Origin of the sequence: Cronbergia sp. UHCC 0137, from assembly GCF_034932285.1 — a bacterium.
In the GTDB taxonomy this organism is placed as follows: domain Bacteria; phylum Cyanobacteriota; class Cyanobacteriia; order Cyanobacteriales; family Nostocaceae; genus Cronbergia.
This window is the reverse complement of the sequence record NZ_JAYGHC010000069.1, coordinates 1-24,282: the sequence shown is the minus strand read 5'-3', so window position 1 is coordinate 24,282 and position 24,282 is coordinate 1. Positions and strand designations below refer to the sequence as shown.

27 protein-coding genes are annotated in these 24,282 nt (G+C 35.3%); 2 read left to right on the top strand and 25 right to left on the bottom strand.

The genetic code is table 11. The annotated features are described in order from the left end of the window. From VB711_RS23655 to VB711_RS23640, 4 genes are all read right to left on the bottom strand, one after another. Nucleotides 1–781 (bottom strand): nucleotidyltransferase domain-containing protein (locus VB711_RS23655; protein ID WP_323288816.1); only part of this gene is annotated, 781 nt, incomplete at its 3' end. 89 nt (nt 782–870) lie between these two features. After that, a complete protein-coding gene (locus VB711_RS23650; RefSeq protein WP_323288815.1) occupies nt 871–1,338 on the bottom strand; it encodes a hypothetical protein in 468 nt (155 codons plus the stop codon). Further along, complete coding sequence (locus VB711_RS23645; RefSeq protein WP_323288814.1) at nt 1,320–1,670, bottom strand: nucleotidyltransferase domain-containing protein; 351 nt, start codon at nt 1,668–1,670, stop codon at nt 1,320–1,322. Before VB711_RS23645 ends, VB711_RS23650 begins: the two co-directional genes overlap by 19 nt. A gap of 57 nt (nt 1,671–1,727) precedes the next feature. Next, nucleotides 1,728–2,903, bottom strand: a complete 1,176-nt coding sequence (locus tag VB711_RS23640) for a glycosyltransferase (RefSeq protein WP_323288813.1) — start codon at nt 2,901–2,903, stop codon at nt 1,728–1,730. Nucleotides 2,904–2,969: 66 nt separating this feature from the next. Between VB711_RS23640 and VB711_RS23635 the strand changes: the two genes are divergently transcribed. Beyond that, nucleotides 2,970–3,734 carry a class I SAM-dependent methyltransferase gene (locus VB711_RS23635; RefSeq protein ID WP_323288812.1) on the top strand — a complete coding sequence of 255 codons (765 nt, stop codon included), beginning with the start codon at nt 2,970–2,972 and terminating at the stop codon, nt 3,732–3,734. Nucleotides 3,735–3,736: 2 nt separating this feature from the next. On the opposite strand, the gene VB711_RS23630 is transcribed toward VB711_RS23635, so the two are convergent. The 15 genes from VB711_RS23630 to VB711_RS23560 all read right to left on the bottom strand — a co-directional run bounded on the left by VB711_RS23630 (nt 3,737) and on the right by VB711_RS23560 (nt 18,043). Then, nucleotides 3,737–4,879, bottom strand: coding sequence for a glycosyltransferase family 4 protein (locus VB711_RS23630; RefSeq protein WP_323288809.1), 1,143 nt, complete (start codon nt 4,877–4,879; stop codon nt 3,737–3,739). Next, a complete protein-coding gene (locus VB711_RS23625) occupies nt 4,863–6,206 on the bottom strand; it encodes a hypothetical protein (protein ID WP_323288808.1) in 1,344 nt (447 codons plus the stop codon). Before VB711_RS23625 ends, VB711_RS23630 begins: the two co-directional genes overlap by 17 nt. A gap of 65 nt (nt 6,207–6,271) precedes the next feature. Beyond that, nucleotides 6,272–7,501, bottom strand: a complete 1,230-nt coding sequence (locus VB711_RS23620; RefSeq protein ID WP_323288807.1) for a glycosyltransferase family 4 protein — start codon at nt 7,499–7,501, stop codon at nt 6,272–6,274. A 6-nt stretch (nt 7,502–7,507) separates the two neighbouring features. Then, nucleotides 7,508–7,909 carry an acyltransferase gene (locus tag VB711_RS23615; protein WP_416233611.1) on the bottom strand — a complete coding sequence of 134 codons (402 nt, stop codon included), beginning with the start codon at nt 7,907–7,909 and terminating at the stop codon, nt 7,508–7,510. Nucleotides 7,910–8,102: 193 nt separating this feature from the next. Further along, entirely contained in the window at nt 8,103–8,897 is a 795-nt protein-coding gene (locus VB711_RS23610; protein ID WP_323288805.1) for a DUF4058 family protein, read from the bottom strand. A 111-nt stretch (nt 8,898–9,008) separates the two neighbouring features. Continuing rightward, nucleotides 9,009–9,737, bottom strand: a complete 729-nt coding sequence (locus VB711_RS23605; protein ID WP_323288804.1) for a class I SAM-dependent methyltransferase — start codon at nt 9,735–9,737, stop codon at nt 9,009–9,011. Further along, nucleotides 9,724–10,302, bottom strand: coding sequence for an SGNH/GDSL hydrolase family protein (locus VB711_RS23600; protein WP_323288803.1), 579 nt, complete (start codon nt 10,300–10,302; stop codon nt 9,724–9,726). Before VB711_RS23600 ends, VB711_RS23605 begins: the two co-directional genes overlap by 14 nt. A 148-nt stretch (nt 10,303–10,450) precedes the next feature. Then, entirely contained in the window at nt 10,451–10,609 is a 159-nt protein-coding gene (locus tag VB711_RS23595) for a hypothetical protein (RefSeq protein ID WP_323288802.1), read from the bottom strand. 157 nt (nt 10,610–10,766) lie between these two features. Continuing rightward, nucleotides 10,767–11,627: a class I SAM-dependent methyltransferase gene (locus VB711_RS23590; RefSeq protein ID WP_323288801.1), complete on the bottom strand. Its 861-nt coding sequence runs from the start codon at nt 11,625–11,627 to the stop codon at nt 10,767–10,769. Nucleotides 11,628–11,725: 98 nt separating this feature from the next. After that, the gene (locus VB711_RS23585; RefSeq protein ID WP_323288800.1) at nt 11,726–12,850 is read right to left on the bottom strand and encodes an IS4 family transposase; all 1,125 of its coding nucleotides are present in this window, start codon (nt 12,848–12,850) and stop codon (nt 11,726–11,728) included. Between the two features lie 126 nt (nt 12,851–12,976). Then, nucleotides 12,977–14,149 (bottom strand): glycosyltransferase, encoded by a 1,173-nt coding sequence (locus tag VB711_RS23580; protein WP_323288799.1) that lies wholly within the window; start codon nt 14,147–14,149, stop codon nt 12,977–12,979. Next, a complete protein-coding gene (locus VB711_RS23575) occupies nt 14,146–15,390 on the bottom strand; it encodes a glycosyltransferase (RefSeq protein WP_323288798.1) in 1,245 nt (414 codons plus the stop codon). Before VB711_RS23575 ends, VB711_RS23580 begins: the two co-directional genes overlap by 4 nt. Beyond that, complete coding sequence (locus VB711_RS23570; RefSeq protein ID WP_323288797.1) at nt 15,387–16,325, bottom strand: glycosyltransferase family 2 protein; 939 nt, start codon at nt 16,323–16,325, stop codon at nt 15,387–15,389. Before VB711_RS23570 ends, VB711_RS23575 begins: the two co-directional genes overlap by 4 nt. 212 nt (nt 16,326–16,537) lie before the next feature. Then, nucleotides 16,538–17,332 carry a Uma2 family endonuclease gene (locus tag VB711_RS23565; protein WP_323288796.1) on the bottom strand — a complete coding sequence of 265 codons (795 nt, stop codon included), beginning with the start codon at nt 17,330–17,332 and terminating at the stop codon, nt 16,538–16,540. A 24-nt stretch (nt 17,333–17,356) separates the two neighbouring features. Continuing rightward, nucleotides 17,357–18,043 carry a Uma2 family endonuclease gene (locus VB711_RS23560; protein ID WP_323288795.1) on the bottom strand — a complete coding sequence of 229 codons (687 nt, stop codon included), beginning with the start codon at nt 18,041–18,043 and terminating at the stop codon, nt 17,357–17,359. A 221-nt stretch (nt 18,044–18,264) separates the two neighbouring features. On the opposite strand from VB711_RS23560, the gene VB711_RS23555 reads away from it, so the two are divergent. Next, entirely contained in the window at nt 18,265–18,726 is a 462-nt protein-coding gene (locus VB711_RS23555; RefSeq protein ID WP_323288794.1) for a DUF29 domain-containing protein, read from the top strand. A gap of 128 nt (nt 18,727–18,854) precedes the next feature. Here VB711_RS23555 and VB711_RS23550 read toward each other — a convergent pair whose 3' ends face one another. From VB711_RS23550 to VB711_RS23525, 6 genes are all read right to left on the bottom strand, one after another. Further along, nucleotides 18,855–19,745, bottom strand: a complete 891-nt coding sequence (locus VB711_RS23550) for an Rpn family recombination-promoting nuclease/putative transposase (RefSeq protein ID WP_323288792.1) — start codon at nt 19,743–19,745, stop codon at nt 18,855–18,857. Next, entirely contained in the window at nt 19,742–20,893 is a 1,152-nt protein-coding gene (locus VB711_RS23545; protein WP_323288791.1) for a glycosyltransferase, read from the bottom strand. Before VB711_RS23545 ends, VB711_RS23550 begins: the two co-directional genes overlap by 4 nt. Before the next feature lie 18 nt (nt 20,894–20,911). Beyond that, nucleotides 20,912–22,096 (bottom strand): hypothetical protein, encoded by a 1,185-nt coding sequence (locus VB711_RS23540; protein WP_323288790.1) that lies wholly within the window; start codon nt 22,094–22,096, stop codon nt 20,912–20,914. 23 nt (nt 22,097–22,119) lie between these two features. After that, nucleotides 22,120–23,187 carry an NAD-dependent epimerase/dehydratase family protein gene (locus tag VB711_RS23535; protein WP_323288789.1) on the bottom strand — a complete coding sequence of 356 codons (1,068 nt, stop codon included), beginning with the start codon at nt 23,185–23,187 and terminating at the stop codon, nt 22,120–22,122. 41 nt (nt 23,188–23,228) lie between these two features. Further along, complete coding sequence (locus VB711_RS23530) at nt 23,229–23,681, bottom strand: DUF29 domain-containing protein (protein WP_323288788.1); 453 nt, start codon at nt 23,679–23,681, stop codon at nt 23,229–23,231. Between the two features lie 197 nt (nt 23,682–23,878). Then, nucleotides 23,879–24,282: glycosyltransferase family 61 protein (locus VB711_RS23525; protein WP_323288787.1), on the bottom strand; the 404-nt coding region annotated here is incomplete at its 5' end.

The window sequence follows — 24,282 nt, the reverse complement described above, 5'->3', positions numbered from 1 at the left end:
GATCAAAAAGAGCGATCGCACTTTTAATTTTAGCCATCACTAATTCTACCTGCTTGGCTAATTCTAAGACTCTTTCGCTTTGCAATTGGATATTATAGCTATGACGTGCTAAATGTCTAAATTTACGATAATCATTCAGTTCTAATAACAGTGAACCTTGCCACAGAGGAGGGCGATTTTCACCACCTACATCTGCCATTTGTAATAATAATTTTTCATGCCAATTTTCTGTTTTTGGCATTCCTCCATCTAGGCTAACAGCAACTCTTTCGCTAATCCGTTCACAAGCTGTATAAAAATCACAGGTATAGCTGGCTAAAGCCGGGGTAAGAGCAATTTCTGGTATGTTGTCTGACTGTTCAAGAAGTTGAATAAGAGTCTGCAAATTCTCTTCTAAAGCAATCACTTCATCATCAATTCGAGTTTTTAAAGCCAGATATTTATTAGTAGGCATAGGTTTTTCTTTGAGAATCCGACAACGGACGAAATCTGGAACTTTTTCAATAGCTATTAAATCTATTTTTAACCAATCTGGTAATAATTTTTCTAATTCAGAATAAGCATCCCATATTTGTTGCTCTGACATTCCCCGCACGGCTAAATCTAAATCGGAATGCCAATGCCAAGGACTTTCACCTGATAAAGAACCAAATAATATTACTTCCTGCGCTGCAAATTTTTCTATGAGGATCTGCTGACATTTTCGCGCTACTTCTAATGCTTCTTGTTTTCTTTGTGCTAGGGATTGGTTTAAATCTAGCTTAATAAAATTTTCAATCATGCTAATACCAACAAGAGTATTTAGAGAGAATTTTAATTTATGATAACAAAGTTTTTTCGTTGGGAAAATTAATATAGTTTTTACTAAAATTAACTACGGAATACCTGCAAAAAACGATCAAAATCTTGGTCTAACAAAGGCTTCACTTCAACAGCTTTATGCAAATTACTTTCAAGTTGCAAAAAATCTAGCGGTACACCATAAGCATGACGAAAAAAATGCCGAAATCCTCGCAAAGCATTCAGTAAATCATAGCTTTCTATGGAAAGCAACGCTGGACGTACTCCCTGAACAGGCTGCATCATTCGCTTTAATAGTAAACTGTGCCACTGAGAGGTATCTGATATATTGTTTTCACAATAGTTTGCAACAACCTTTAATAATTCTTCAACAGCGCCATAAAAGTTGTGAAGTTGATAAGCCAAACTTTCCAATTTCTCGAAATTTTCTGGCGAAAGATTTTGCGATCGCTGTGATAACATATCAAAAACCCGATCAATTGTCACTCGCTGGGCTGCCATATCTGACTCCAGCATAGCTAAATCTTTTCTGTCCATAATATTCCCTGCTGACGAATGCGATCGGCAAATGGGCATTTAGATAGCTCAACTAAGTCTACTGGACGCTCTATTTGCTCTGATAACTGTGCTATTGCTGTAAAAAAATGCTCTGCATAAATAGTTTCAACCGCGACATCCACATCTGATCTTTGTGTAAAACAATATGGACGAGTCAGTGAGCCAAATACATAAGCTCTTTCAATTCCATAATGTTGACTTTTAGACTCTAGCCAGAATATTACCTGCTCTAAAGTTGCCAGTCGTTGTTGTTCATTTTGGTGACGACGAGCAGCGATCGCTTGATCTAAGATAGGAGTCGGATAGGACATAAAATATAAATTACAGCGTATTTCACACTGAATAAAATATAAACTTTGATGAGAATATTATAGCAAAGATTTGTTGTGAATAATATCGCTGTAAACTTTAACCAGTTTTGCTGCCACCTGATCCCAGGTATAATTTTCTAAGATGAATTTACGAGCGCGATCGCCCATTTCTTTAGCTTGCAAAGGATTTTCTAAAAGCTCAATTAAAGCCTTAGTTATCTGTTCAGTATTAATCTCAACCACACTAGCAACTTTAGCCGTAGCAGCTTCAGGAAAATTGCATCCAGTAGTAATCACACAAGGTAAACCACTAGCCATACCTTCCAAAACCGACATACTGAAGCCTTCAGAATAGGAGGGAGCAACATAAATATTAGCTGCTGCTAAAGCTGCATATTTCATCTCACCTGTCAACATTCCCGTAAAAGTGACAGCATTAATACAACCAGCTTTACTAAAATAACTTTCAGCAGTGGGCAAAAATCCTGTGTTATCTGGTCCTACAAGAATTAAACGGGTCTGGGGAAATTTTTGATATGCTTTAGCAAAAGCTGGGGCTAATAAATCCAATCCTTTTTTAGGATCAATTCGACCTAAAAATATAATTAATGTTTTATTGCGAGTTTCTGGAAATTGATTATAAAAAATTTCTGGGTTAGAAAGAGTTTCAAAGTCTTTTCCATCAATCCCATTAGGTATAATAACTAAAGATGGTTTTAAATGGAGACTTTTAATTCTTTTGGCTTCTATAGAAGCTAACATTTGAATAGAATTGGCTTTTTGCAAGGCTGGCTTTTCTAATAAATTAAAATAAAGTTTTTTCTTCCATGATTTATAAGCTAAAGCCCAAGGCTCTAACATACCTCGTGGAGTAGCAATGTAAGGAATCTTATGAATTTGGCATGACCAATATGCAGGTAAAACTGGATAAGAAAAAATAGCGTTAGTATGCACTAAATCATAATCACGAACATTCTTAAACAGCCAGTAAGTTAATGAAAAGCTGAATTTATAATCTAAAAAATTCCAATAAGGAAAATATTGAATCCGATAATTATTTTCTTTGATCCAAGTCAATAAAGGGACATCTATAATTTTAGATCCATTAGCATTAGTAGTGACAATATCTACGCTAACACCTTTTCTACCAATTGATCGAGTTAATTCCAGTACACTTTTCGATGGGCCACCATAGACTTCTCCTAATGCAGGGGTAACTATTAAAATCTTCATATTCAAAAGTTGACAAGTAGGTTTAAAAGTATTATAAATTGAGAATAGTTTAGCAGGTAAATTACAATGGTAGAAAATCAGAAATCAGTAATACAAAGTTTTTTTGATAAAACATCCGTTATATATTCAGATTATTTCAATTTAGAAAATAAATCAGGAACAACTTTCAACTTTAATAAACGCATGGAGATTATTAATCAATTATCTTCTCACGTTTCAGGACGATTATTAGATTGTGCAGTAGGAGATGGAAAAATCACATCTAATATCATTCAGTCGAATAAATTCGTAGAAGTAACCTTAGTAGATATATCGGCTAAAATGTTAGAATTAGCTTACAATAACTGTAAAAATCAATTTATCAATGAGGCAACAATAGAGTGTTTTAACTTAGATATCTTTGATTTTGTTCAGAATCAGGCTATTAATAGACAATATGACCTAATTATTTGTTCAGGATTAATAGCTCATATCCCTAACAGTCTAAAACTCTTAAAATCCTTGAAAGATTTATTGTCTAATAATGGAAAAATCATCTTACAAACCACATTACTAGATCATCCAGTTACTCAAATAGTAAAGCTACTTACACAAAAACAGTATTTTAAGAGAAATGGTTATAAAATATCATATTATACTCATGGTGATATAGTCCGGCTTTGTCAAGCAGCTAATTTTCACATCGAATCTGTAGAAAAATTTTCTATGGGTTGTCAGTTTTTAGATAATATACTTCCTCCATCCTGGAACTATTCATTAGAGTCTAGATTTGAAAGCCTATCAAAATATATGGGTTCTGAGGCAATCTATTTGCTAAATAAAGAAGTTTAGGGTTAGATGTTGTAGTCTACAGCTTTCAAAATTCCTAAGCCGAATTTTTCTATTGAAAAATTTTTATTTATGTGATTTAAGGCTGTTTGACTAATTTTGGAAAGATCATATTTTCTTTGAGTGATATTAATCATCAAATCAACTAACTCAGATAAAGAAACAGGATCGAAACCAAAACCATTAAGACCTTCTATGATTAGATCTTCATAACAACCGCAACGTTTAGAAACTAAGACTGGTAAGCCAGCAGCCATAGCTTCATTTACTACTAATCCCCATTGTTCTTGAATGCTGGCATGAATAAAACATTGAGCATGGGCAAAATAGAAAAGTAGTTCATCTTGTTGCAAGAATCCTGGAAGATGGACATATTTATCTAAATTTAATTGAATAATTTGTTTTTCTATTTGTAAACGCAGTTCTCCATCACCACACAATACTAAATCCCATGCTAAGTCACCTAATTTATCGCGATATTGAGCATAAGATTCTAAAATAAAGGGGAGATTCTTCTTGCTAATAAAACGATTAATTGTTAAAAAATATGGTTTATTAATAGGCTTAGATAGAACTCGAATTACATTAGGATCAAAAACTTTATTATTAACAACATCATATCCAAAATAAATTGATAATGGGTTCATACCTAAGTTTTGCAAATATCTTTGATGTGGTTTTCCACCAACAACAGCCGCATTATAATTTTGAATGATTTGTCTTTTTAACCACTCCTTGATTAGGTTCCTAGGTGCATCATCCTCCTTAGATTCAGAAAGCAAAATTAAAGTTTTTCTATTTAATCTACCCCATAAAAAAGCAGCTATCATTGCTGGTTCACTATAACCAGCTATGGCTATAGCATCAGGTTTATTTGTTGATAGTACCTTAAAGAGGTTTTGGATAAGAAATAATGTGGGAGTTTTTTCGTAAGAAGAAGTTTTGCATACAGTAATTATTTCAAAAGGAATATTATTTAGAGTAGTTTGCCAAGGGTATTCCTCTCCTGAACGAGCTAATTCAATACCGAAAACAGTCCATCCTTTAGATTTACAAGCATCATAAGCAGATGAAACTCTAGCAATATGATAAGGACCATAGTTAGCAAATAGAATTGCTATTTTTAGGTTTTTAGGAGGGCAATTCATGTTTATACTGGATAATGGAATTGAGTTTTATTAGTCGTTGAAGTTCAAGGCGTTCTAAATAGCGGACAATAACAAAGCCAAAAATCATAGGCCAAAGAACCAGTAGTGTAATATCCCGCCCTAAATTTGGTGTAATTCCTAAACCTACTAAGAAAAGTGCCAGCCTTAAAATTGATGCTCGCTGATTCCATAGTCGAGCTAGGAAAGCAGCCCAAAGAGACATTAAAATACCAGGTATTACTGGACCGAAAATAGGACCAAAATTGAGAACTCCACGCCCAATAAATCCGGCTGCAATTGTTGCCTGAATCCCACTACTTGGATTTCTTAACAAATTATATTCATGTCCTAAAAGTGGTTTGTTTGGCCAGAGAAATCTGGGGATGATATTTAAAGCTTCAGCTAGGTAGTCTATGCCATACTGTAAGGCTAGTTGACCTTCTTGATAGAATTTATTGATATAAAATAGTTCCTCAGCCATGTTTAAACCTTCATGCTTAACCTGGACATTTAGAGTAGCATTACCTTCAAAATAAGCATCAATACCTGTATTGCGAAAATTAATTATGATTAACAATAAGTAATTAATTAAAGCCAATAATCCAACCGAAATTATTACTTTTATCCACCATTTTTGACGAGAAGTTAGAATATATGTCATATATGCTGGCATGGCTACAGCCAGAAAGGCATTTCTCGTACCAGAAAGGTAGAAAGCAGGCCAACTAATGATAATAATTATTAAATTCATTATTTTAGATTGGAGTTGACGTTGAAAGAATAACAGAACTCCAAACATTGCACATATTAAGGTATAAGTATAACCAGCAGCAGAAATAATAAAGTCAAATCCTTCCCCTATTCCACTACGCATCCATAGTTTGGAAGACCAGCGACCACCTTGAGGAAATAGAGCTTGGAAAAAATTCCAGTTTAAGAGACTAACACCATAAATAAACAAAACTATCCATATTACTAATAATATTTGTAGTAACCTATGAGGATTTAAAGTAAACCAGTTAAAGTTAATAACTTTAGATGAATGTTTTCCTATTTTGCGAGTAAATTTGGGTACTAACCAACGGAATGTAATTAAGAAAATGCAGACCTGATAATAACCTTGTTCAAGAACAGAGTTATTAAAAATAGTTAATCGCTCAGGGGTATAGAAAACTTCTGTAAAGTACCACATCCCTGTGGTTAGATAGATCATCAAAGCAGGTACAGCCCAACTACGATATATTTTAGTAGCTGCTTCGATAAAAAATAAGATTAAAAGCGCAGATGCAATATAGTAACTAACAGGAATTTGAAAGTTTAGAGGCATAATTAAAGCTTCAATAAATTTTCTGCAAGGGATGAGAGATTAAATTGGTTGAGCAAATAAAACTTTTATATGTTTGTCAAAATTTTTAATAATCTTTGTTTATAACTATCCAAAGTAAATTCCTTGGCCTTTTGTCCAGCATTTTTAGACATCTCACGGCGTAAGTCTGGATTAATTGCTAATAATTCCAACTTATCAGCGATCGCTTTATGGTTACGAATTGGGACAATAAATCCCTCTATGCCATCTCTGACTACACTGCCAGTATTTGGGGTACAAATTACAGGTAATCCTGCGGCTAATGCTTCATAAATAACTGTTGCCGATCCTTCACAAATGGAAGGGAGGAGGAAAACATCTGCCCAAGCATAATGGTTAAGGATTTCTGATCGAGGAACAGAACCTGTTAATTCCACATGAGAAGCTAGGATAGACTTAATTTCTGGTTGAATGCCTCCTAATGAACCAACCATGCGAAATGTAGCTAATCCTTTTAATTTCTGGGCTGCTGCTAATATATAAGGCGAACCTTTCCGCAATCCTATTGCACCAATGGTTAAGACCCGCAATTGTCCATTATGGGGTAAATGCTCTGGCAGTAAAAAACGCCAATCCACTCCATAAGGTAATATTTGACACTTCTGTGATGATTCCCCACAAGCAATAATTCCATCGCGGACAAATTCTGAACCACAAAGAACAATATCGGCCGTTGACCATTCTTTTTGTTCTCTAGCTGATAATTCGAGTAAAAAAGGGTCTGCTTCTAAAGGAGATTCCCAGTCTGGAAAGGCTTGATATTCTTCTTGTAAGAGTTGATACTCAATTGCTTTTGGGGCAATAGTCTGTTCTGTAACTGTCATTAGTCCCTGCTTGCGGGCGTTTTGTAATATTTCTAAACCAGCAGTATTAAAAGTATAAATTCCTGATGCTTTCACTAGGCCTTGTTCTAGAATAAGTTTACAGAAATTCTGACCAGCCCATAAAAATGCTTGAGTAGTTTCTGAAGATGATCGTGCTTGACGTAGTTTTTGAGCATAATCAAATCCAAACCTGTTAAAAGCTGTAATTCTTTCTGATGGTATTCCTTCGGGTATTCGTCCCAACAGTCTTTTGATACTGGAGGGTTGTAAATACTGGGGAATTGTGTGAAGAATCTTTGTCCAGCCTTTGATAGCACAAATATCCGTGTATAAATGTTCAAGTAATCCGGCTTGATGTAGTATGCGAGGTACTGCATAGTGCATACGCGCCCCTAGTAGGGCTACTAACCATTTTTGTGGAGTTTCTTTCATTGAGGTTCAAAGTAACCAAGGGAAATAATTAAGTTGATAGCTGAGATTAGGTGATCTTTCTCCGATCGCTCTGGCTGGATTACCTGCCACAATGGAATAGGGATCAACTGAACGGGAAACTACTGAACCAGCACCAACTACAGCACCTTCACCAATTGTAACACCAGGTAAAATGATAGCTCGATAGGCAATCCAAGCCCGATCGCCAATAATCACATCTCCACCTCTATCGTCAAAATCTGGAGATTGGGGATCATGACCTAATGTAAGAATACTAGCTTCAGGACCGATAGAAACATCAGAACCAGTTTGAATTTTATAATGGCGACCATCTAATAAACAACCAAAGTTAATCACATTGCGATCGCCCAAATAAATTTTCCGACCATTGAGAAAACGACATCCCATTTGTACAGATGTTCCTTCACCTACTTGAGATAAATAAGTTTGAAGATAAGCCATTCTCAACCGACGAGATGGACAATTTGCTAGAATATAACTGTAGAAATAACTAAGGATACTACCACCAATCAGCCTAAATTGCATACTTTTAAATTTAGTAACCTGAAATCTTATTCATACCATTATTGAGGATTTTGATTTAATTCTCAAAGCTTTTGTGTAGACAGTCTTTCAGCCATTCAGTATCCATTGGTGATAAAGTGGGTGGTGGTGGTGGTTGCTGATAATTAATCCGCAAATCATAACCTCCCCGATCATAAATACCCTCAATAATCTTTTGAAGTTCTACAATAGGCTCACACTCTTCTATTTCCAAAGGAAGGGGAAAGCTGGGAATTTTGTCTCGTAGCGAAAACCCATATAAATCAGCAAAGGGGCGTTGTTCAGCACGACTAATGAGAATGCGGTAATCGCTATTAATATCTTCGTGATTTTGTCCTATTGCTTCTATTGGTTTTCCTCCTCTGAGTAAGTCAATTTCTACTAAATGGGTAAGACTTCCTAAAATTACCTGCCGTTTTTGTTGATAAGCATTTCTTCCTGCTCCCGCTACTTTATTTTTAGGTGAAAGTACCTCAATGCTTGTAATTACTCTACCCGTTCCCACTTCTCGAACTTCTAAATAACGTTCTTTAACTTCTTCTGGCATTGGCAATAATACTCTTTTGGGTTGAGGAATAAGTGTTGTTAATGCTGGGGAATGAGTTATTTTTTGCGCTGTTCGGGATGAAAAAACAACTGCATCGGGAATACCTACCAAAAGACTATCATTTGGCGTACTGAGATAGGTTCGGATCTCTATTTCGATATAATACTTGGGTAGTAATGAAGGCGCAACTGCATCAGCGATCGCTACTATTAAACGACTGTGAAAGGCTGACCAAAAGTTAGGGGATTCTAAATAGGGATTCATCCCAGGAAAGGGAAAAGCCATGGCAATCAATTATAATCTTATTTATTTGATTGTATCATCTGGTTCTAAATCAGAGCATCTCCAAGCCTATTAGCTATACAACAAGTTTTAACAAAATTTTATCTCATTAACCTAAAAATTAACTAATGCTGTTCCATAGGATCTATCTATTTTTCCTATTAAGCGGAATCCCGTCAATTGAACCCGTCTAAATTTTCTAGCCAGATAATATTTAGGAGATATCTCAGTTCTTAGTCGATATTCAGTTAGATCGATTTCTTCTATAGCAGTACAAAGATTTTTCCGAAGAAAGGAAATCACCTTAGCAACATGAGGATCTGTACTGTCATCTATTAACATTACACCTCCAGAGCGGAGTAAACGTAGTGCAAAGTAGGCATCTAAAAAAGCATCCTCAAACAGATGAGAACCGTCAATATAAATCAAATCATATTTCTTATCTTGTTTTATTAATTGAGGAAGAACATAGCAAGAATGCTCATAATAAATCTTTAAAAATCTATCCAACTTAGCATTTTGAACATTTATAACACCACAGTCATCATAGTGTATAAATTGGAATGGATCAATAGCGATATGCTCCGATTCTTTTAGGTTTAAGTTTAAGTGCATCGCACAAAAAACAAGTGTTGAAGCTCCATAGGCCATTTCAATTTCCAGTGTACTGGTTGCCTGCATTTCATTCATCAAATTAGAAATAACTACTAAATTATTAATAGTTGATATCCCTGTAGTTTGATGGATACGATCTGATCTGCCTACAACAGTTTGTCCTGATATTAAAGTATGTATTACTGGATTTAGCTTTAGTAAATCTGGTTTTTCATTAATTATTTTCATTCTGAAGAAGCTCCTTGATTTCTTTAGACCACAGTTTGTATGTCAATTCAGAGAAATGAACGCCATCAGAAAAATATTGATTGCGATCAAAATTTAGATTATCTTGAGATAATAAAACAGAATTAAGATCAATAAATTTATAACCATTACTTGTGGCAAGGTTTTTGATAAAATTATTGATTTTAATAATGCGCTTATCATAAGTTTTATCAGCCATAATTGGTAGGCTAGTTATAATTAACTGAGCAGTATTTTCTTGTTTTGCCTGTTGAATAATTTTGTTCCAATCTTCTTCAATATCCTGATCTGATAGTCTCTTATCAAAGAGATCGTTAGTTCCTGCCATAATAAATATATAGCGTGGACTTAGCTTGATGGCTTTGTCTAATGAACCACCAACTTGTCTTGTTGTGTAACCGTTATAACCCAAATTGTATGTAGAAAAAGGTACTAAACCAAGTCTTAGCCCCCAATTTCTCCCCCCAGCAGTAATAGAATCACCTATAAAAATATAATCTGGGTTTTTGAAGTGTGAAACTTTTGCAGTAATTTGTTCAAGAGTCACAAATCTATAATATTCAGATTGGACAATAAGAAGGGCAGATGGTAAAGTCGTAACCAAGTATATAGCATTTAATATGTATAAGCACCATCTATAAAGTTTTCTGTGTGTGTGGGGGGGGGTGGAATTTATACTTGAGAATTGATTTTTGCTAGACATCAGTTACTCTTCCCCAAAGTCGTTGACAAATAATTTCAGCATTTTTATCCCAAGAATTATCTTGTTCATACCGTTCCCATTGAGGTTGATCAATTCCATTTAACCATTGTTGGATACTATCACGGATAGCTTCCCAATCATCTGGTTTCACAAATACTCCCAACTTATATTTCTGAACAACACTACACCACCAACTTGTCTTGTTGTGTAACCGTTATAACCTAAATTGTATGTAGAAAAAGGTACTAAACCAAGTCTTAACCCCCAATTTCTCCCCCCAGCAGTAATAGAATCAAACATAAGTAATTTTAGAAATTAATAAATAAATTCTTAACATCTTTGACTTTTCTCGCTAGAGTAGTTTGATTTTCTTTCAGAGATGGAAATATTTTATAAACTACTTTCTTTAACAGAAATTTAATCATTGAAATCATAGATGTTCTTTGAAATACAGATACTTGATCAAACCAATCAAAATAGTATTGTTTATCAACATAGAATCCTAGTAAATCTAACATCTCTCTAATTTCATTAGTAGTATATTCCCTCCAATGAATTCCAATTTTCATGGTACTTTCTGGATTTAATTGCCAAATATAATGCTCAATTGGATTATGTATTGAATGACCTGTTAATAACCTAATTCGATTTTTTAATGAAGTAATATTAGGAAGTGACAAATAAAATAATCCATTAGGTTTAACTATTCTATTGATTTCTTTTATTAATGGTAATGGATTAAAATTCAAATGTTCTAATACTTCACACATTATCACAATATCAAATTCTTCTGTTTTACAAGGAAATTCTAACTGACTTAAATCACATCCAAATGAGCTAATATTATTTTTTGAAAGTTTTTTCTGCAAACTATCGTTAAAAATAAAATCGGGTATATCTGTAGCAGTCACTTGATATCCTAGCTGGCTCAGACAAATGCTGACCAATCCATAAAAAGAACCAATTTCTAATATTTTTAAATTTTGTCTAGAACTACTTTGTGTTATTTCAACTATATCTTGTACGGTTCTAATGTAAGATTCTCTAAGAGTTTTCAAATAAGCAATGTTAGACTCTAATTCTTTGTCCAATAAGACAGGATATTCTTGGTAATCTTCTAAGACAGAATTTACTAATGTAGCAATCTCGTTTTCTTTTATGTTCATCATATGAATAAGCACCATCAATCAAGTCTTTTTATAGAATTAGAAACATTTTATAAAAATGATTTTTTCTAAGAAAATATTCTGACAGGAGGACAAGATAGCTAGAAGGTAGATAGAGCAAGCTCCATAGCTCTTTGCCCTTTGATGTAATCCTTCAACCGATAGCGGCTAAATTGCAATAGTTCTTCTATACTTTCTTGAAACATTTTATGTACCCCAAGCCAATAATAGAGATGTTGACCTACATAAAAACTGCTGTGTCTGCGTTGACCTTTATATCTTTTTTCAGGTCTGGTGACATATTTTTGGATTCCCATATCCTTAATTTCTTTTCCTTGAACTGTGGCACTTGTGTAAGCTATAGCTATAACAATTATCAGCTTAGATAGATGTTGGGGTGCTAATTGAGAACCTTCTAAATTATAGCCTCCAGACTTAAAATCTCGAAACATCTCTTCAATATCAAATCTTTTTTGATACGCAATTATTGCTGTTTCTAAATCTTCAAAGTTAGTCAAGATATACCATGGTTCTTTTGTTTTAAACCCTCGATAAGTTTTTTTCCACTTACAGGCTAAGTTAAACTCTCCAAATCCCTTTTCCTTTGTAATATTTACATCATTCAAAAATAATTTAGTTCCTGGAGTTAAACCCAACTCCCTCATTTCTTGATAAACTCCATCTTTTGCCTTAAAATTTGTGCTTTGTTTTTGTCTTAAACAAAAGTATACACCTTCCTCCTCAAGCCACTTTCCCAGACTCACCGAGCAAAATTCTCTGTCTCCTAAGACCACTATTTTATAATCTGATAGCAGTTTAAATACCTTCTCCAATACTTGCTGTTGTTCTTTGAGATTGCTGCTGCCTTTTTTCTTTAATATTTCCCAATATATTGGGATGGCTCTTTTGTCATACACTATACTCACCATTAATATGTTTATTGCTCCCCAACTCGTCCGGTCTATGGCAATATATACTAATCCTTTGATTGTGAATCTCTCCTCCTGTTTTAACATCTCTTTTAGACATAAAAACCAGATTTTTTCAATATTCAGTATTTCTAGCTTTAAAAATCTTCTTAATTTCCTTTTTCTACTCTCAAATAAAATGGGTATGGGTAGGGCTTCTGCTAATATTTCTAACTTTGCTTGCTTCACTATTTGCAATGTTCCAACCATTATTAATAAAAGTAGATATCTGGCTCTTCCCAGTTCATTTTCTAACACTTTCTGGTATATTTCACTTATCATTTTACTCTGTTAGTTCATAATTACTATTTATTACTTATCTTTTTTTTGTCCCACATTCTGTATCTCCTACTACATAAGCTTTTTGTCCTTCTTGTCCCCCTGTCAGGAAAATATTACTCTTCCCCAAAATCGTTGACAAATAATTTCAGCATTTTTATCCCAAGAATTATCTTGTTCATACCGTTCCCATTGAGGTTGATCAATTCCATTTAACCATTGTTGGATACCATCACCGATAGCTTGCCAATCATCTGGTTTCACAAATACTCCCAACTTATATTTCTGAACAACACTACGCAGGTTTCCTTCTCCTGCTGAGGCAATACAAGGACGTTTATAATTAACTGCTGTGTTTAAAACACCACTAGCAGACTGAAAACTAGCCGCATAGGTTAACACAAGAGCATCACAAGCATTAAACAAATCTCCCACTTGCTCTTCAGGAATAAAGTCAATTAGCCACCGACATCTTTCATAAATGCCAAGACTCTGAGCTAAATCTTGATAATATTTGACAGGTCTTTGAGTTGATGAAGACACCTTACCTGCGACTACCAAATAAATTTCGGGAAAATGAGCGATCGCCTTTAATACTAAATCTAAATTCTTGCCGTCTCGAATATGACCGAAAGACAATAGCACTTTAGCCTGTTGAGAAATATTTAATTCCTTCCGCACCTGTTCTCGGCTTTGATAAGGTGGAGAAAACTGATAAGAACCGTGAGGAATGACAGTAGTTACCAATTGGGGCATAGGTTTAACTGTATCTAACTTAATCGCTTCATGAACAAAAGCCTCTCTCAGAAACGAGTACCCGCAAGCAATTGACCAGCGATGCCACCACAATGGACCTACAACAAAATCTCTTACTGGGTCGTGAACAATTGCTCCAAAGATTACACCCTGTTTTGCTAGTTGACGCAAGGGATTAACCCAAAGGGGGGCTATATATTCTGCATAAGAGCCGAATAAAACATACTGAAAACCTTCCTTTTGAATAGTCTTAGCCAAAACAGCATAATTTTGTAACATATTAGCTACTAAGACGGTTTTTCGCACTAAGGCTAAAGGGAAATTAAATGCACCAGTAGAAACTAAAGTTTGTTTGATCGTATAAAGGTCTGTTTTCTCTTTTTTGTAAGCAGGAGAAGTGAGTAACGTTACTTGAATACCCTTGCGTCCAAGAGCTTGTGCCTGTTCATGGGCATAATCTGCTAGTCCTCCTGACCATGAAGGAGAAAAATAAAGTAACCGACTATCTGAATTTAATTTCATGGTAACGAAACAAGGGGAACATTACATAAACAGTCCCTAAAATACTGAACTGAAAAATGTTTTTGTGCTTTGGGAACTGCTTGTTTTGCTTGTGCGTTTAGTTCCTGGTAATGAGTCACTGCATACCGAATAGCCTCAGCAAGACTAACAGGATCTTCATTCTTGCATTTCACCAAAGCTCCAAATTCAGCCGACTGCTCTGCTAAAGTAGTCCCTTCCGTTGCAATTACTGGAATACCATTCACCATCGCCTCAATAATAACCCTAGACACCCTAAGAGAATAGGAAGAAATCCGATAAGGCAAAAGCATCACATCAGTTTTTTGAAGGTATTTTGGATAATCACCGAGTTGAAAATATTCATTTAACCAAGTCACGTTAGTATGATCAGCTAATAAACTTCTTTCTCCCTCAAAACCCTCAAGACACTGCAAAATAAACTGTATATTGGAGTTAGTATCAAGATGATTAAACTCTAATATTGCCCTATAAAGTATATCATTACCTTTTTCATGCCTTGCTGCTCCATAAGAACCCATGATTAATTTTCCATCAGTTGATAAATTAATCTTTTCGGTACTAAAAGGTTGAACAGGGTGAGGAAAATAGGTGAAATTTACACCACTGAGTATGGTTAACGCTTTTTGCATTGAGTAAGTTTCAGCCCCTAATATGACCTGTCCATTTTGGACTTCAGATGCTAATATCTTCAGTAAGAATTTGAGTAAGCGTGTAGTAAGTGAATTTGTCCAGTTATACTCCCCAGTTGCTAAATCATAATTTACTGGAGCGTTGGGAAAAAACAAAATAACCCTTGTTCGTCTACCTATTAAATGACGCTTAATTAAGCAAGTCCAAGCTAACAAATGATGTACAAGAACTGTAGGAACAAAGATGACATCATATGCATTATTTTGAGACAAAAATCCTTTTATTGCTTTCACCGTCTGCCAAGCATGAACTGGAAGTCGTAGATAACGAATTAAAGGATTAGCTCCATCACTCATGCGATGCCAAATCGAGGGAGGCAATACTGGCAGGGCTTTGAGGTTTTCTAAAATAAATGACTCTGCTTGGCGATCGGCTAGAACAGTTACATTGTCACCTAGTTCGTGTAAACCCTGCCAGAAGGTACTGATATATTCAAACCAATGACCTTTTTGATCTCGCAGTGCATCTTCGACAATTAACCAGTGCAAAGAAGTATTTACATCGTGGAATGAGGTTAAATTATTTCTCATTTCATACCATACCTGATCAAATTAAATAATTCCAGACCAATCAATTTCCTCACAACAATACCTAAGTTTAAAGGCGTTATATCCATAAATTCATAAATCTGCTGTTGCAAGTTATTTTTCTCAGAATATAACTTTGACTTCCAGGCTAGGCGATATAGACTTTCTAATACGCGAAAAACATTTTCATACTGAGATGGTGTTGGCTTAATTCCTAATTTTTCCAGGTAGGTTAAATTAGTTTTTATAACTATAGAAACAGAATAAATCCATTTTTGGGGATCCCGAATTTGATTTCTACTATTGGATGTTTTAACTCGATACAAAGCACCTGCATGATCACACCAAGCTATCTTTGCATCTTGTAATACTCTAAACCAAAATGCAGTATCTTCCGATGCTACTTGATTTAATTCCTCATGCCATTGGCGTTCTTTTATTAACCAATTACGACGTATAATAGCAGAATGTAATGCCCAAGGTGCATAAGCGATCGCACTTTCTAAAACCTCAAAAGTATCACCTTTCCATCCTGTGGGTTGTCTTTCCAATGCTTTTTTAATTCCATTATCTTCAAATTCTTGCCACTTACCTACAATAATTTGAGCATTGGTATTTGATAGTTTATAGCGATTGATTAAAAAATCTGGCGTAATTAAATCATCTGCATCTAAAAAAAGCACCCAATCACCTGTGGCAAATCCTAATCCCATATTGCGGACAGAACACGGACCTTGTTTGTCTTTAAATTCCATGAAACGGATTCGGGTATCTTCTTGAGCATACTGATCAGCAATTAAGGGACTATTATCAGTTGAGCCATTATCTATAATAATCATTTCCCAATCTGTCATGATCTGACTCTGAACTGATGATATAGTTTCACTTATATAATTACCTTTATTAAATAGTGGTGTAATAATACTCAAATAAGTCATTTTAGTAATTCTTAAATCTGATTCTGTATCAGAGCAGGATTAAATGAGAGCGATCGCCCGATCTAAAATTTATTGTAGTTCTAGCTTACCTAAAATAACTAGACTCTCTATGTCTTCATTAAGATTAAATATGCTAATTTAACAATGGGTAATAAGTCAGGTGCATAATCCCGGATTTTTTATTGCTTCAATTACCCAAGTTGTAATATAAACTATTGATCATTAGGTAAACTGATTCCTTGTTCGAGTAACAATTGCCGGAGTCTAGCAATTTCCAATTCGGCGGAATCAGCCCGTTGTTTTTCTTGTTCAGCTCGTTGTTTTTCCTGTTCAGCTCGTTGTTGTTCTCTTTCTGCGGGTGTTGGTAGCCAAATATTGTCTCGATCAAACCAACGTAACCACAACCTCCGTGATCCTTGATATTCTCCATCCCATAATCCCAAACCCAACTGTGCTTCTTCTAACCAAACACCCATGCCATTCACACGGATGGGTTGATAGCGGTTCATCATTAAACCAAAACATAGAAGTTCGTTGGTGTAACGGTTAAAAACGAAATAATAGGGAACTCTTAAAATTTGCTCATATACTGTCCATTTATTGGGCGGCTGGCTAATTTCTCGTAAATTTCTTTTACCTAAATCCTCTGTTTCTGTGCCAGGCGATATCAATTCTACTACCACAAAAGGATTAGTTCCTTCTTGCCAAGTGACATAGCTCAAACGAAGTTCTTTTTGATCATAAAAACGGGATACTCCTAAAACTGCAAACCAATCAGGGCGTTTATACCACTGGGGATGAAGTGGGTCATAATATAAGTTTAAGTCACTAGCTATAAAGATATTGTTTTCGGAATAATCGGAGGGACGAAAGGTGAGACGCAGTAGTTCTGGTTGTAAAAGGTGAAATTCGTCTGGCAATCCTGGTTCCTCCTGGTTTTCGCTGGGCAAATCGTACATGGTAGGGAGTGTTTCTTTAGGCGATAAAGGCTGATTAGTTTGATACATAAATAATTAACTCCTGTGTTCTGCTTAGGAATTATTTCCACGAATATACTTTAGTTCTTGACAATAATTTTGATGTTTTCCAGTATTTAACTGAATTTGTAAGGTTGATAGTACTTGAGCTAGGTTATTTTTTAATAGATGGTCAATTGATAAGACTAAACCTGGAAAAACTCGACTTTCAATTAAACCTAGATCATTTACGGGAACGTTTATATATTTCCCTTGTTCCAAATAAAACCAATCTATTTGTTGATCATAAACTCGCCAAACAATATATTCTTTAACTCCATGACGACGATAGACTGTGAGTTTATCGTATAAATCATAGGAAACTGTAGAACCTGCAATTTCAACAATTAATTCTGGCGATCCTTCAACATAATCATCTTCACTAATGCGAGATTGTCCTCCAAATTCTGACTTTATTCTTAATAAGGCATCAGGTTGGGGTTCATTATCTAGATCTAATCTTACTGTGGTATTATCTGCTAACTCTACTCCTGGTGTATTGGCTGCATAAACTCCTAACCACGTCATGATATAACTATGGGGCAAACCATGACTTCTATACCTTAATGCTGCCGCCATATAAACTACTCCGTTAACTAATTCTGCTTTTTTTTGGGGAGGCATTAAAGCATAGCGTTGTTCAAATTGTAACCGATTTAGCCGATCGCCATTTTCTAAGGGTGGAATGTTTGTAGTTATCATTGTTAAGTTAATCAGTCTTGGTAAGGATTTTTTTAATTATTTTAACAATAGATTTCTACTCTTTGACCGATCGCTCTACAATATGTTTTTTAAAAAATTGATACCCCAATAATCGCTAGTATACTTATACGGATAATTTATATTCTAGGAGATCGCCTCTTCTGCACCAACCAATAACCAGAATAGTATCATAGAAATACGATGATCAATTATTGATAACTATGGATATTGACAAAACTTCTTTGTATCAGCAAGATTTTTATGCTTGGACACAGCAACAGGTAGAAGCCTTAGCTCAAAAACAATTATCACTATTAGACTGGGAACATTTACAGGAGGAAATTCAATCTTTGGGAAGGCAGGAATATCGAGAACTTGTCAGTCGTATTGGTGTTTTAGTGGGACATCTTTTAAAGTGGGAACATCAACCAGAAAAGCAATCTCGCAGTTGGTTTTTAACTATTAGAGAACAGCGTCGAGCCATTCGGAGGCATTTACAGCACAATCCTAGTTTAAAGTCTCGTATACAAGAAGTTTTGGCAGAGGGGTTTGAATCTGCCATTGATCTGGCATTGCGAGAGACAAATTTACCATTACGGACATTTCCATTGACTTGTCCATACCACTTTGAAGAGATAATTATGGATAATTTTATTTGTGATACGAGTCAAGATTGGGAATAATTACATGAGCGTGTGCTAATTTTTTGGTAAAATATAGAGCGCGATCGCCTTGGTCAGCTACGAGATACCTGTAATGAGCAGTTAAGCTATCGCGCCAGTGATTCGGAAGAATCGCCTATACTAAAAACCTAATGTTTTTCTAACCAGGCTTCCAACTGAGAAATATCCGTAAAATCAAGTAATTGTTCAACCAACACCTCAATAGCACTTAGGTTCAAAACCTGGATTTGATTTTCAACAGCAGCATCTAAAGAACCAAATCGTCGCCGCAGAAGCCGCATAACTATATTCACTCCCTCTTCTTGCTTTCCTTGGGTTCTACCTTCGTTTCTACCTTCGTTTCTACCTTCATTTCTACCTTCAGCAAAGACATCCTGATAAAAGCGAGTTTGCTTGAGGTCAACTTCTGTTATTCCTATCATCCGCTGTATTTCCTCTCTACTTAATGTGGGTATCTTATAAACCATGATAGTCTCTAACAAATCAATTAGCTGTAATTGCAATTGTTTTTGAGTTATTTTTCCATAAGTCTCTTTAACAATTTCCTGGGCTAAAATTACGCTTCTTCGTACTGGAGTAACGATCAGTTTCACCAGTTTCAGACTAATAGGGGCATTTGTTAGTGGCTCTAATTCATCTAAATAGATACGCTTGACTTTGGGACTCGCCAATAATAGTTCATAGTGAAAGGTTTTCCCTGTTTCCGTGGGACGATTGGGATAAATAACTACTCCTTGCCAAGGGTTAGGAGGATCAAATTGACGGAGGTAAAGAAAAATTTCACTAAAAAAGCGGTGATAAAATACTTTATCTGGTTGAAACTGTACCTCTACAAAAAATATGGGAGAATTTTTATCGCTCTTGGGTGGTGAAAATACTCCGTCTAAACGAAAGGCTGTTTGTTTGATTTCTACAGATTCAAAGCTATAACTGCTGTTACTAGGGGTAAATTCGAGCAAATCAAACAACAATGGCGGAAATATTTGAAATAATCGGTAAAATAGGCTGTCTGTTTTCAAGTTTTGATAATTAAATTGCTAATATGTTCTAGGAATTGATTCTGTATTAGAACAGGATTAAACTCAGCTTGAGCCGCGATTTTAGCTTGTTGAGCATAGTATTCTTGTTTTTCTGGTGATTGTTTAAGATTTTCTAGAGCGGAAACTAAAACAGCCGGGTTTTGATCAGTTACACATAAAGCGCGATCGCCCCCTCTACCCCAAAGAATAGCCGAACAATAATCTGGTCCCCAAATTACTAAAGGCTTACCAAATTGCGCGTATTCAGCTATTTTAGTGGGAAAACTGGTTTCCATCCGTCGTCGTAAAGCAGGATCAAAGCTCATTACTACCAAAAAAGCGTCAGCAGAAGCCAGCCATTGATCTAATTCTTCCCTGGGGGCAAAATCTAACCATAAATTGCGATCACGCATTTCAGAATGAAAATCTTGTGTCCAATTAGGTTTAGCACCTCTAACTTGCCCCCTAATTCTAGGGTTATTTTTAATCTCTTGAAGGAAAGTAGCAATTATTGATCCATAATCATATAAATTGCCAAAGTATAAAACATTAAATTCTCTATTTTGTTCATTTAATTGAGATGGATACTTGTCAACGATTGCTTTATTCTCTAATATTGCAGGAATTCCATATAGAACATAACTGTTAGGATGATTTCCTAAAGATTGCTTCATCCCTTCAGACGCACAAAATGCTAAGTCTGATTTAATGTATAAATTTTTAAACCGTTTATTTAATAATTGCTTACATTTATTATGAGCAGAAGGAAAATCTGGATACCAATCATTAAAAAATGTCACAAGAGGAATCCTATTTATTTTAGAAAATCGCAATGCCTCCCAACAACCGTCTTCATGGGCAACTGTTAAAATGATTGTTTCTGAGTTGGAAAACTTATTTAAACGAACGGGTTTTTTCCAACGTGAACCAGCCATCAAAACTTCCAAGTCATTAGCCCAATAATGGAAGCGAGTGTTTTGCATCCTGTGAAGTAGCGTTTCCATCAAAGTGGGTTTAGGTGCTTCTATTACTTCAATATCCCAGCCATCTAACTGGTTTAGATGACGATACAAAAGTGCTTGTCCAGCAGAGGTAGGTTTAGGCTGAACAGAAGAAATCACAATGATTTTAGGTTGAATATAATTCATATTTTCATCAATTAAGAGTTACTTTTTTAGACTATGAATAGAAACTAACTTCTCAATCTCACTAACAAAAATGTTTTGCAACCGATCAGGGTTAAATAGGCTTTGATGAAGATATTGAGCCTCTTCAATAAGTTGGGTTTTTAGTTTACTGTCTGTTGCTAAATTTTTACATACATCAATAACCTCTGAGGCATCTGGACGATTAACTACAATGGCTCCACCATATTGCCTAACTACTTGTACAGGAGTGCAATATTCTGGTCCCCAAAGAATTATAGGTTTACTAAAAGCAACATAATCAAGAAATTTAGTTGTGAAACTAGTTTTCATGAATAGCTCATACTTCTCATCAAAACTCATAACAACTAACAAAGCATCTGCTCCAGCCAATATTTCTCCAGATTCTTCTGGAGGTTTAAAACCAAGATAAATACCCTGAAGTTTTGCTGTTTCTAGTATAGGTTTCGGCCAATCTGCATTAGGACCAACAACGATAAACTCAAGATCGGATGTAGACTCAAATTTTTGAATGAGGTCACACATCATTCTTCCGTAAAAATTTTGTACAGATCCCACGTAAACTAATCTAAACCTACCCGTTGATGGTGGAAAAACCCGATTAGGTATCTTATGTTGACCAGGCATAGGGTAAATCACATGATTATTAGGATGATTTCCAAGAACTTCTTTCATTCCATTACTGGTACATAACGCTAAATCGCAGGTCTTATAAAGTTTACGAAATCTACGACTCAAAAGTTCACAACTCCAAGAATGACCATAGTAACCATCCATAATTGGAAACCAATCTAAAAATAAGCCAACAAGAGGAAGCTTATATTTTTTTGCAGCACGTATGGCCATTTCTGCTAAGGAATTATCTGCTAACACCAATAAAACATCTGGCTGAAAACTATTGATTGCTTCATCTAAAGTTCGATTGGGAAGTAAAAACCATATTAAATTCTCGAAATCTAATAACAGAGAACGAAAGTATGGTCCAAACCTAGATTTTTGCAATCTGTACAATAGATAAGGAATCCGAAGGTATAAATGAGGTTGCGGTTCTAGAGAATACTCTGCACTAGTAGCAACTAATAGCTCAAAAGGATTTCGTTCGACAAGATGTCGATACATTACTACACGAACACCACAATGATTTTCTGGTGGAGCAATTGAAATAAAAAGTACTTTGATTTTCATCTGAAGACAACTTAAATTTTTTATCAGGCTGATATCGTACACCAATTTTGTTGTTGAGCAGCAAATTCTGCAATTTCCCTCACTACTTCATATATCCCTGTTTGAGGTATCCACTCCCAAACTTTTTCTGCTTTGCTTGGATCTAATACCATCCAAGGAATATCAAAAACACGTTCTATATTCGTTTCTAATACTTCATTTTCACCAAACCAGTCTTTACACCATGCACTTAACTGAGACAGAGACATACTATTTTCTATCCCACCACTGATATTGATTACTCTTGGCTTGTTAGTATTCAAAGGTTCAGCAAATTGTTTTTCTAAAAGACTGATTAAGTCCCGTGGATGTAAACAATCTCGCACCTGATACCCTTTACCACCAAAACCAATATATTTTAGAGGTTTATTTTCTCTAAAACTATGAATCCAAAAGGCAAAAATCCCCTGGCCTGGATGTCCAAACTGTCCTGCTCCTGCCATGACCCCACAGCGATTAATCCACACTGGAAAATCAAATGTCGCACCATATTCTAAAGCTAAATGCTCTGAGGCTACTTTTGTACTGCCATACAATGATACTGGTGGATCAGTAGAATAGTTTTCAGATACTCCCATTGGGGAAATACCTACTGGAAAAACCTGCTCAGGAACAGGATAAAATGCCCCGTTTGCTTCCGTCACTTGCAACTGACTCAATCCAGAGATTGAATAGACTCGACTGGTAGAAAGCAATATAAACCCAGCCTGATGGCGTTTACAATATTCTAAAAGGTTAATTGTTCCAAATAAATTGTGTTGAACCAATTGCAAGCTACTAGTTTTACCGTCCACCCCCGCTAAAACGCTAGGGTTAGCTGCCGCATCAATCACCCAATCAGCAGCAGGTAAAGCATCAACATCACTACTATGGCGAATATCTCCACAGATTATCTTAATACCGCGTTGCTGTAGGGGTTCTTTATTCAACCAACTTCCTGAACGGGACAGATTATCAATACCAAAAATTTCATAATCTGGGTAATGTTCTTGTAATGTCTTTGCTAAGGTTGATCCTACAAAACCACAAATTCCTGTAATTAAAATCCGCATGATATTATACAATAAAACCGATTAGGAAATTTAATTTTTAATCAAGGCAACCATTCAGGATCAATAATTTGTGTCAAGGAATAAGGACAATTTATTGGGAATAGATCAGGAGATAATTCAGACTTACGAATTGCATTACTTCTAGCTTTTAAATAAATTTTATTTAAAACTTTCAGGCAATGATTATAGAGAACCTTAGATTCTAATAGCAAATCAAATTCAGATCTAAAATTATCAATTTCATCAATCCATCCTCTTTGACAAAAAGATTTCTCGGCTTCCCAATACTGATACAGAAGCAAGTGTTTAATCAATTGCCTTAAGTAACTTTCTACTTTATACGTTTGTTCGTTTCCCAATGATGCTATTTCCTCAATCAAATGTTTCCAGTCAATGTTTTCTATTTGACGATTTTGCAGTTGATTGAGAGTAATATCTAACCACTGAGGATAGTCTTGCTCGTAAATTAAGGAAATCTCTTGTGCTGGTTGCATTTTATTTACTATGTTAGATACAGGTTTAAAAAAAACTATAAAGATTCTGGTTTCGCTAAATTAGAGTATGAAAATAAAAAATTTCATTTTCAAAACCCTTGCTCCCTGCACCTCTGGGTGAGCTTAATTCATATTTTAAATCAGCAATATAAAATGTCTCATTATAGATCAGATAATTAGACATTTTGAATAATTTGTTAAAGAGTCTTAAGCCAAGATTTCAGTTTCTCAGATGTGAGACTCATATCACCAATTTTATTATCACCGACTGGATCAGCTTGCAGTCTTGAAAAAGAATGTCCAAGCTGTCTTGCTATGACTAAGTAACACGGAACTGTTGGAGGACAGCAGATTTCCCCTATGGATATTTTATGTTGAGGGTACATTATATTTGCTAGTCCAGCACCATGAGGACCAACAATAGCTTCTGTATTGGAAAATAGTCGTATTTGTTCAGCAAGAGAGAGTTGCTCGCAAATCAAGACCTGAAAACCATATTCATTTAATAGAGGCTCTAAAAGTGTTTCGTTTAAGACTCGTCGAGAAGTAGCTTTTTGTCTTGAGATATAAATCCGGTTTTGTTCTATTTCAGGAGGTTTTA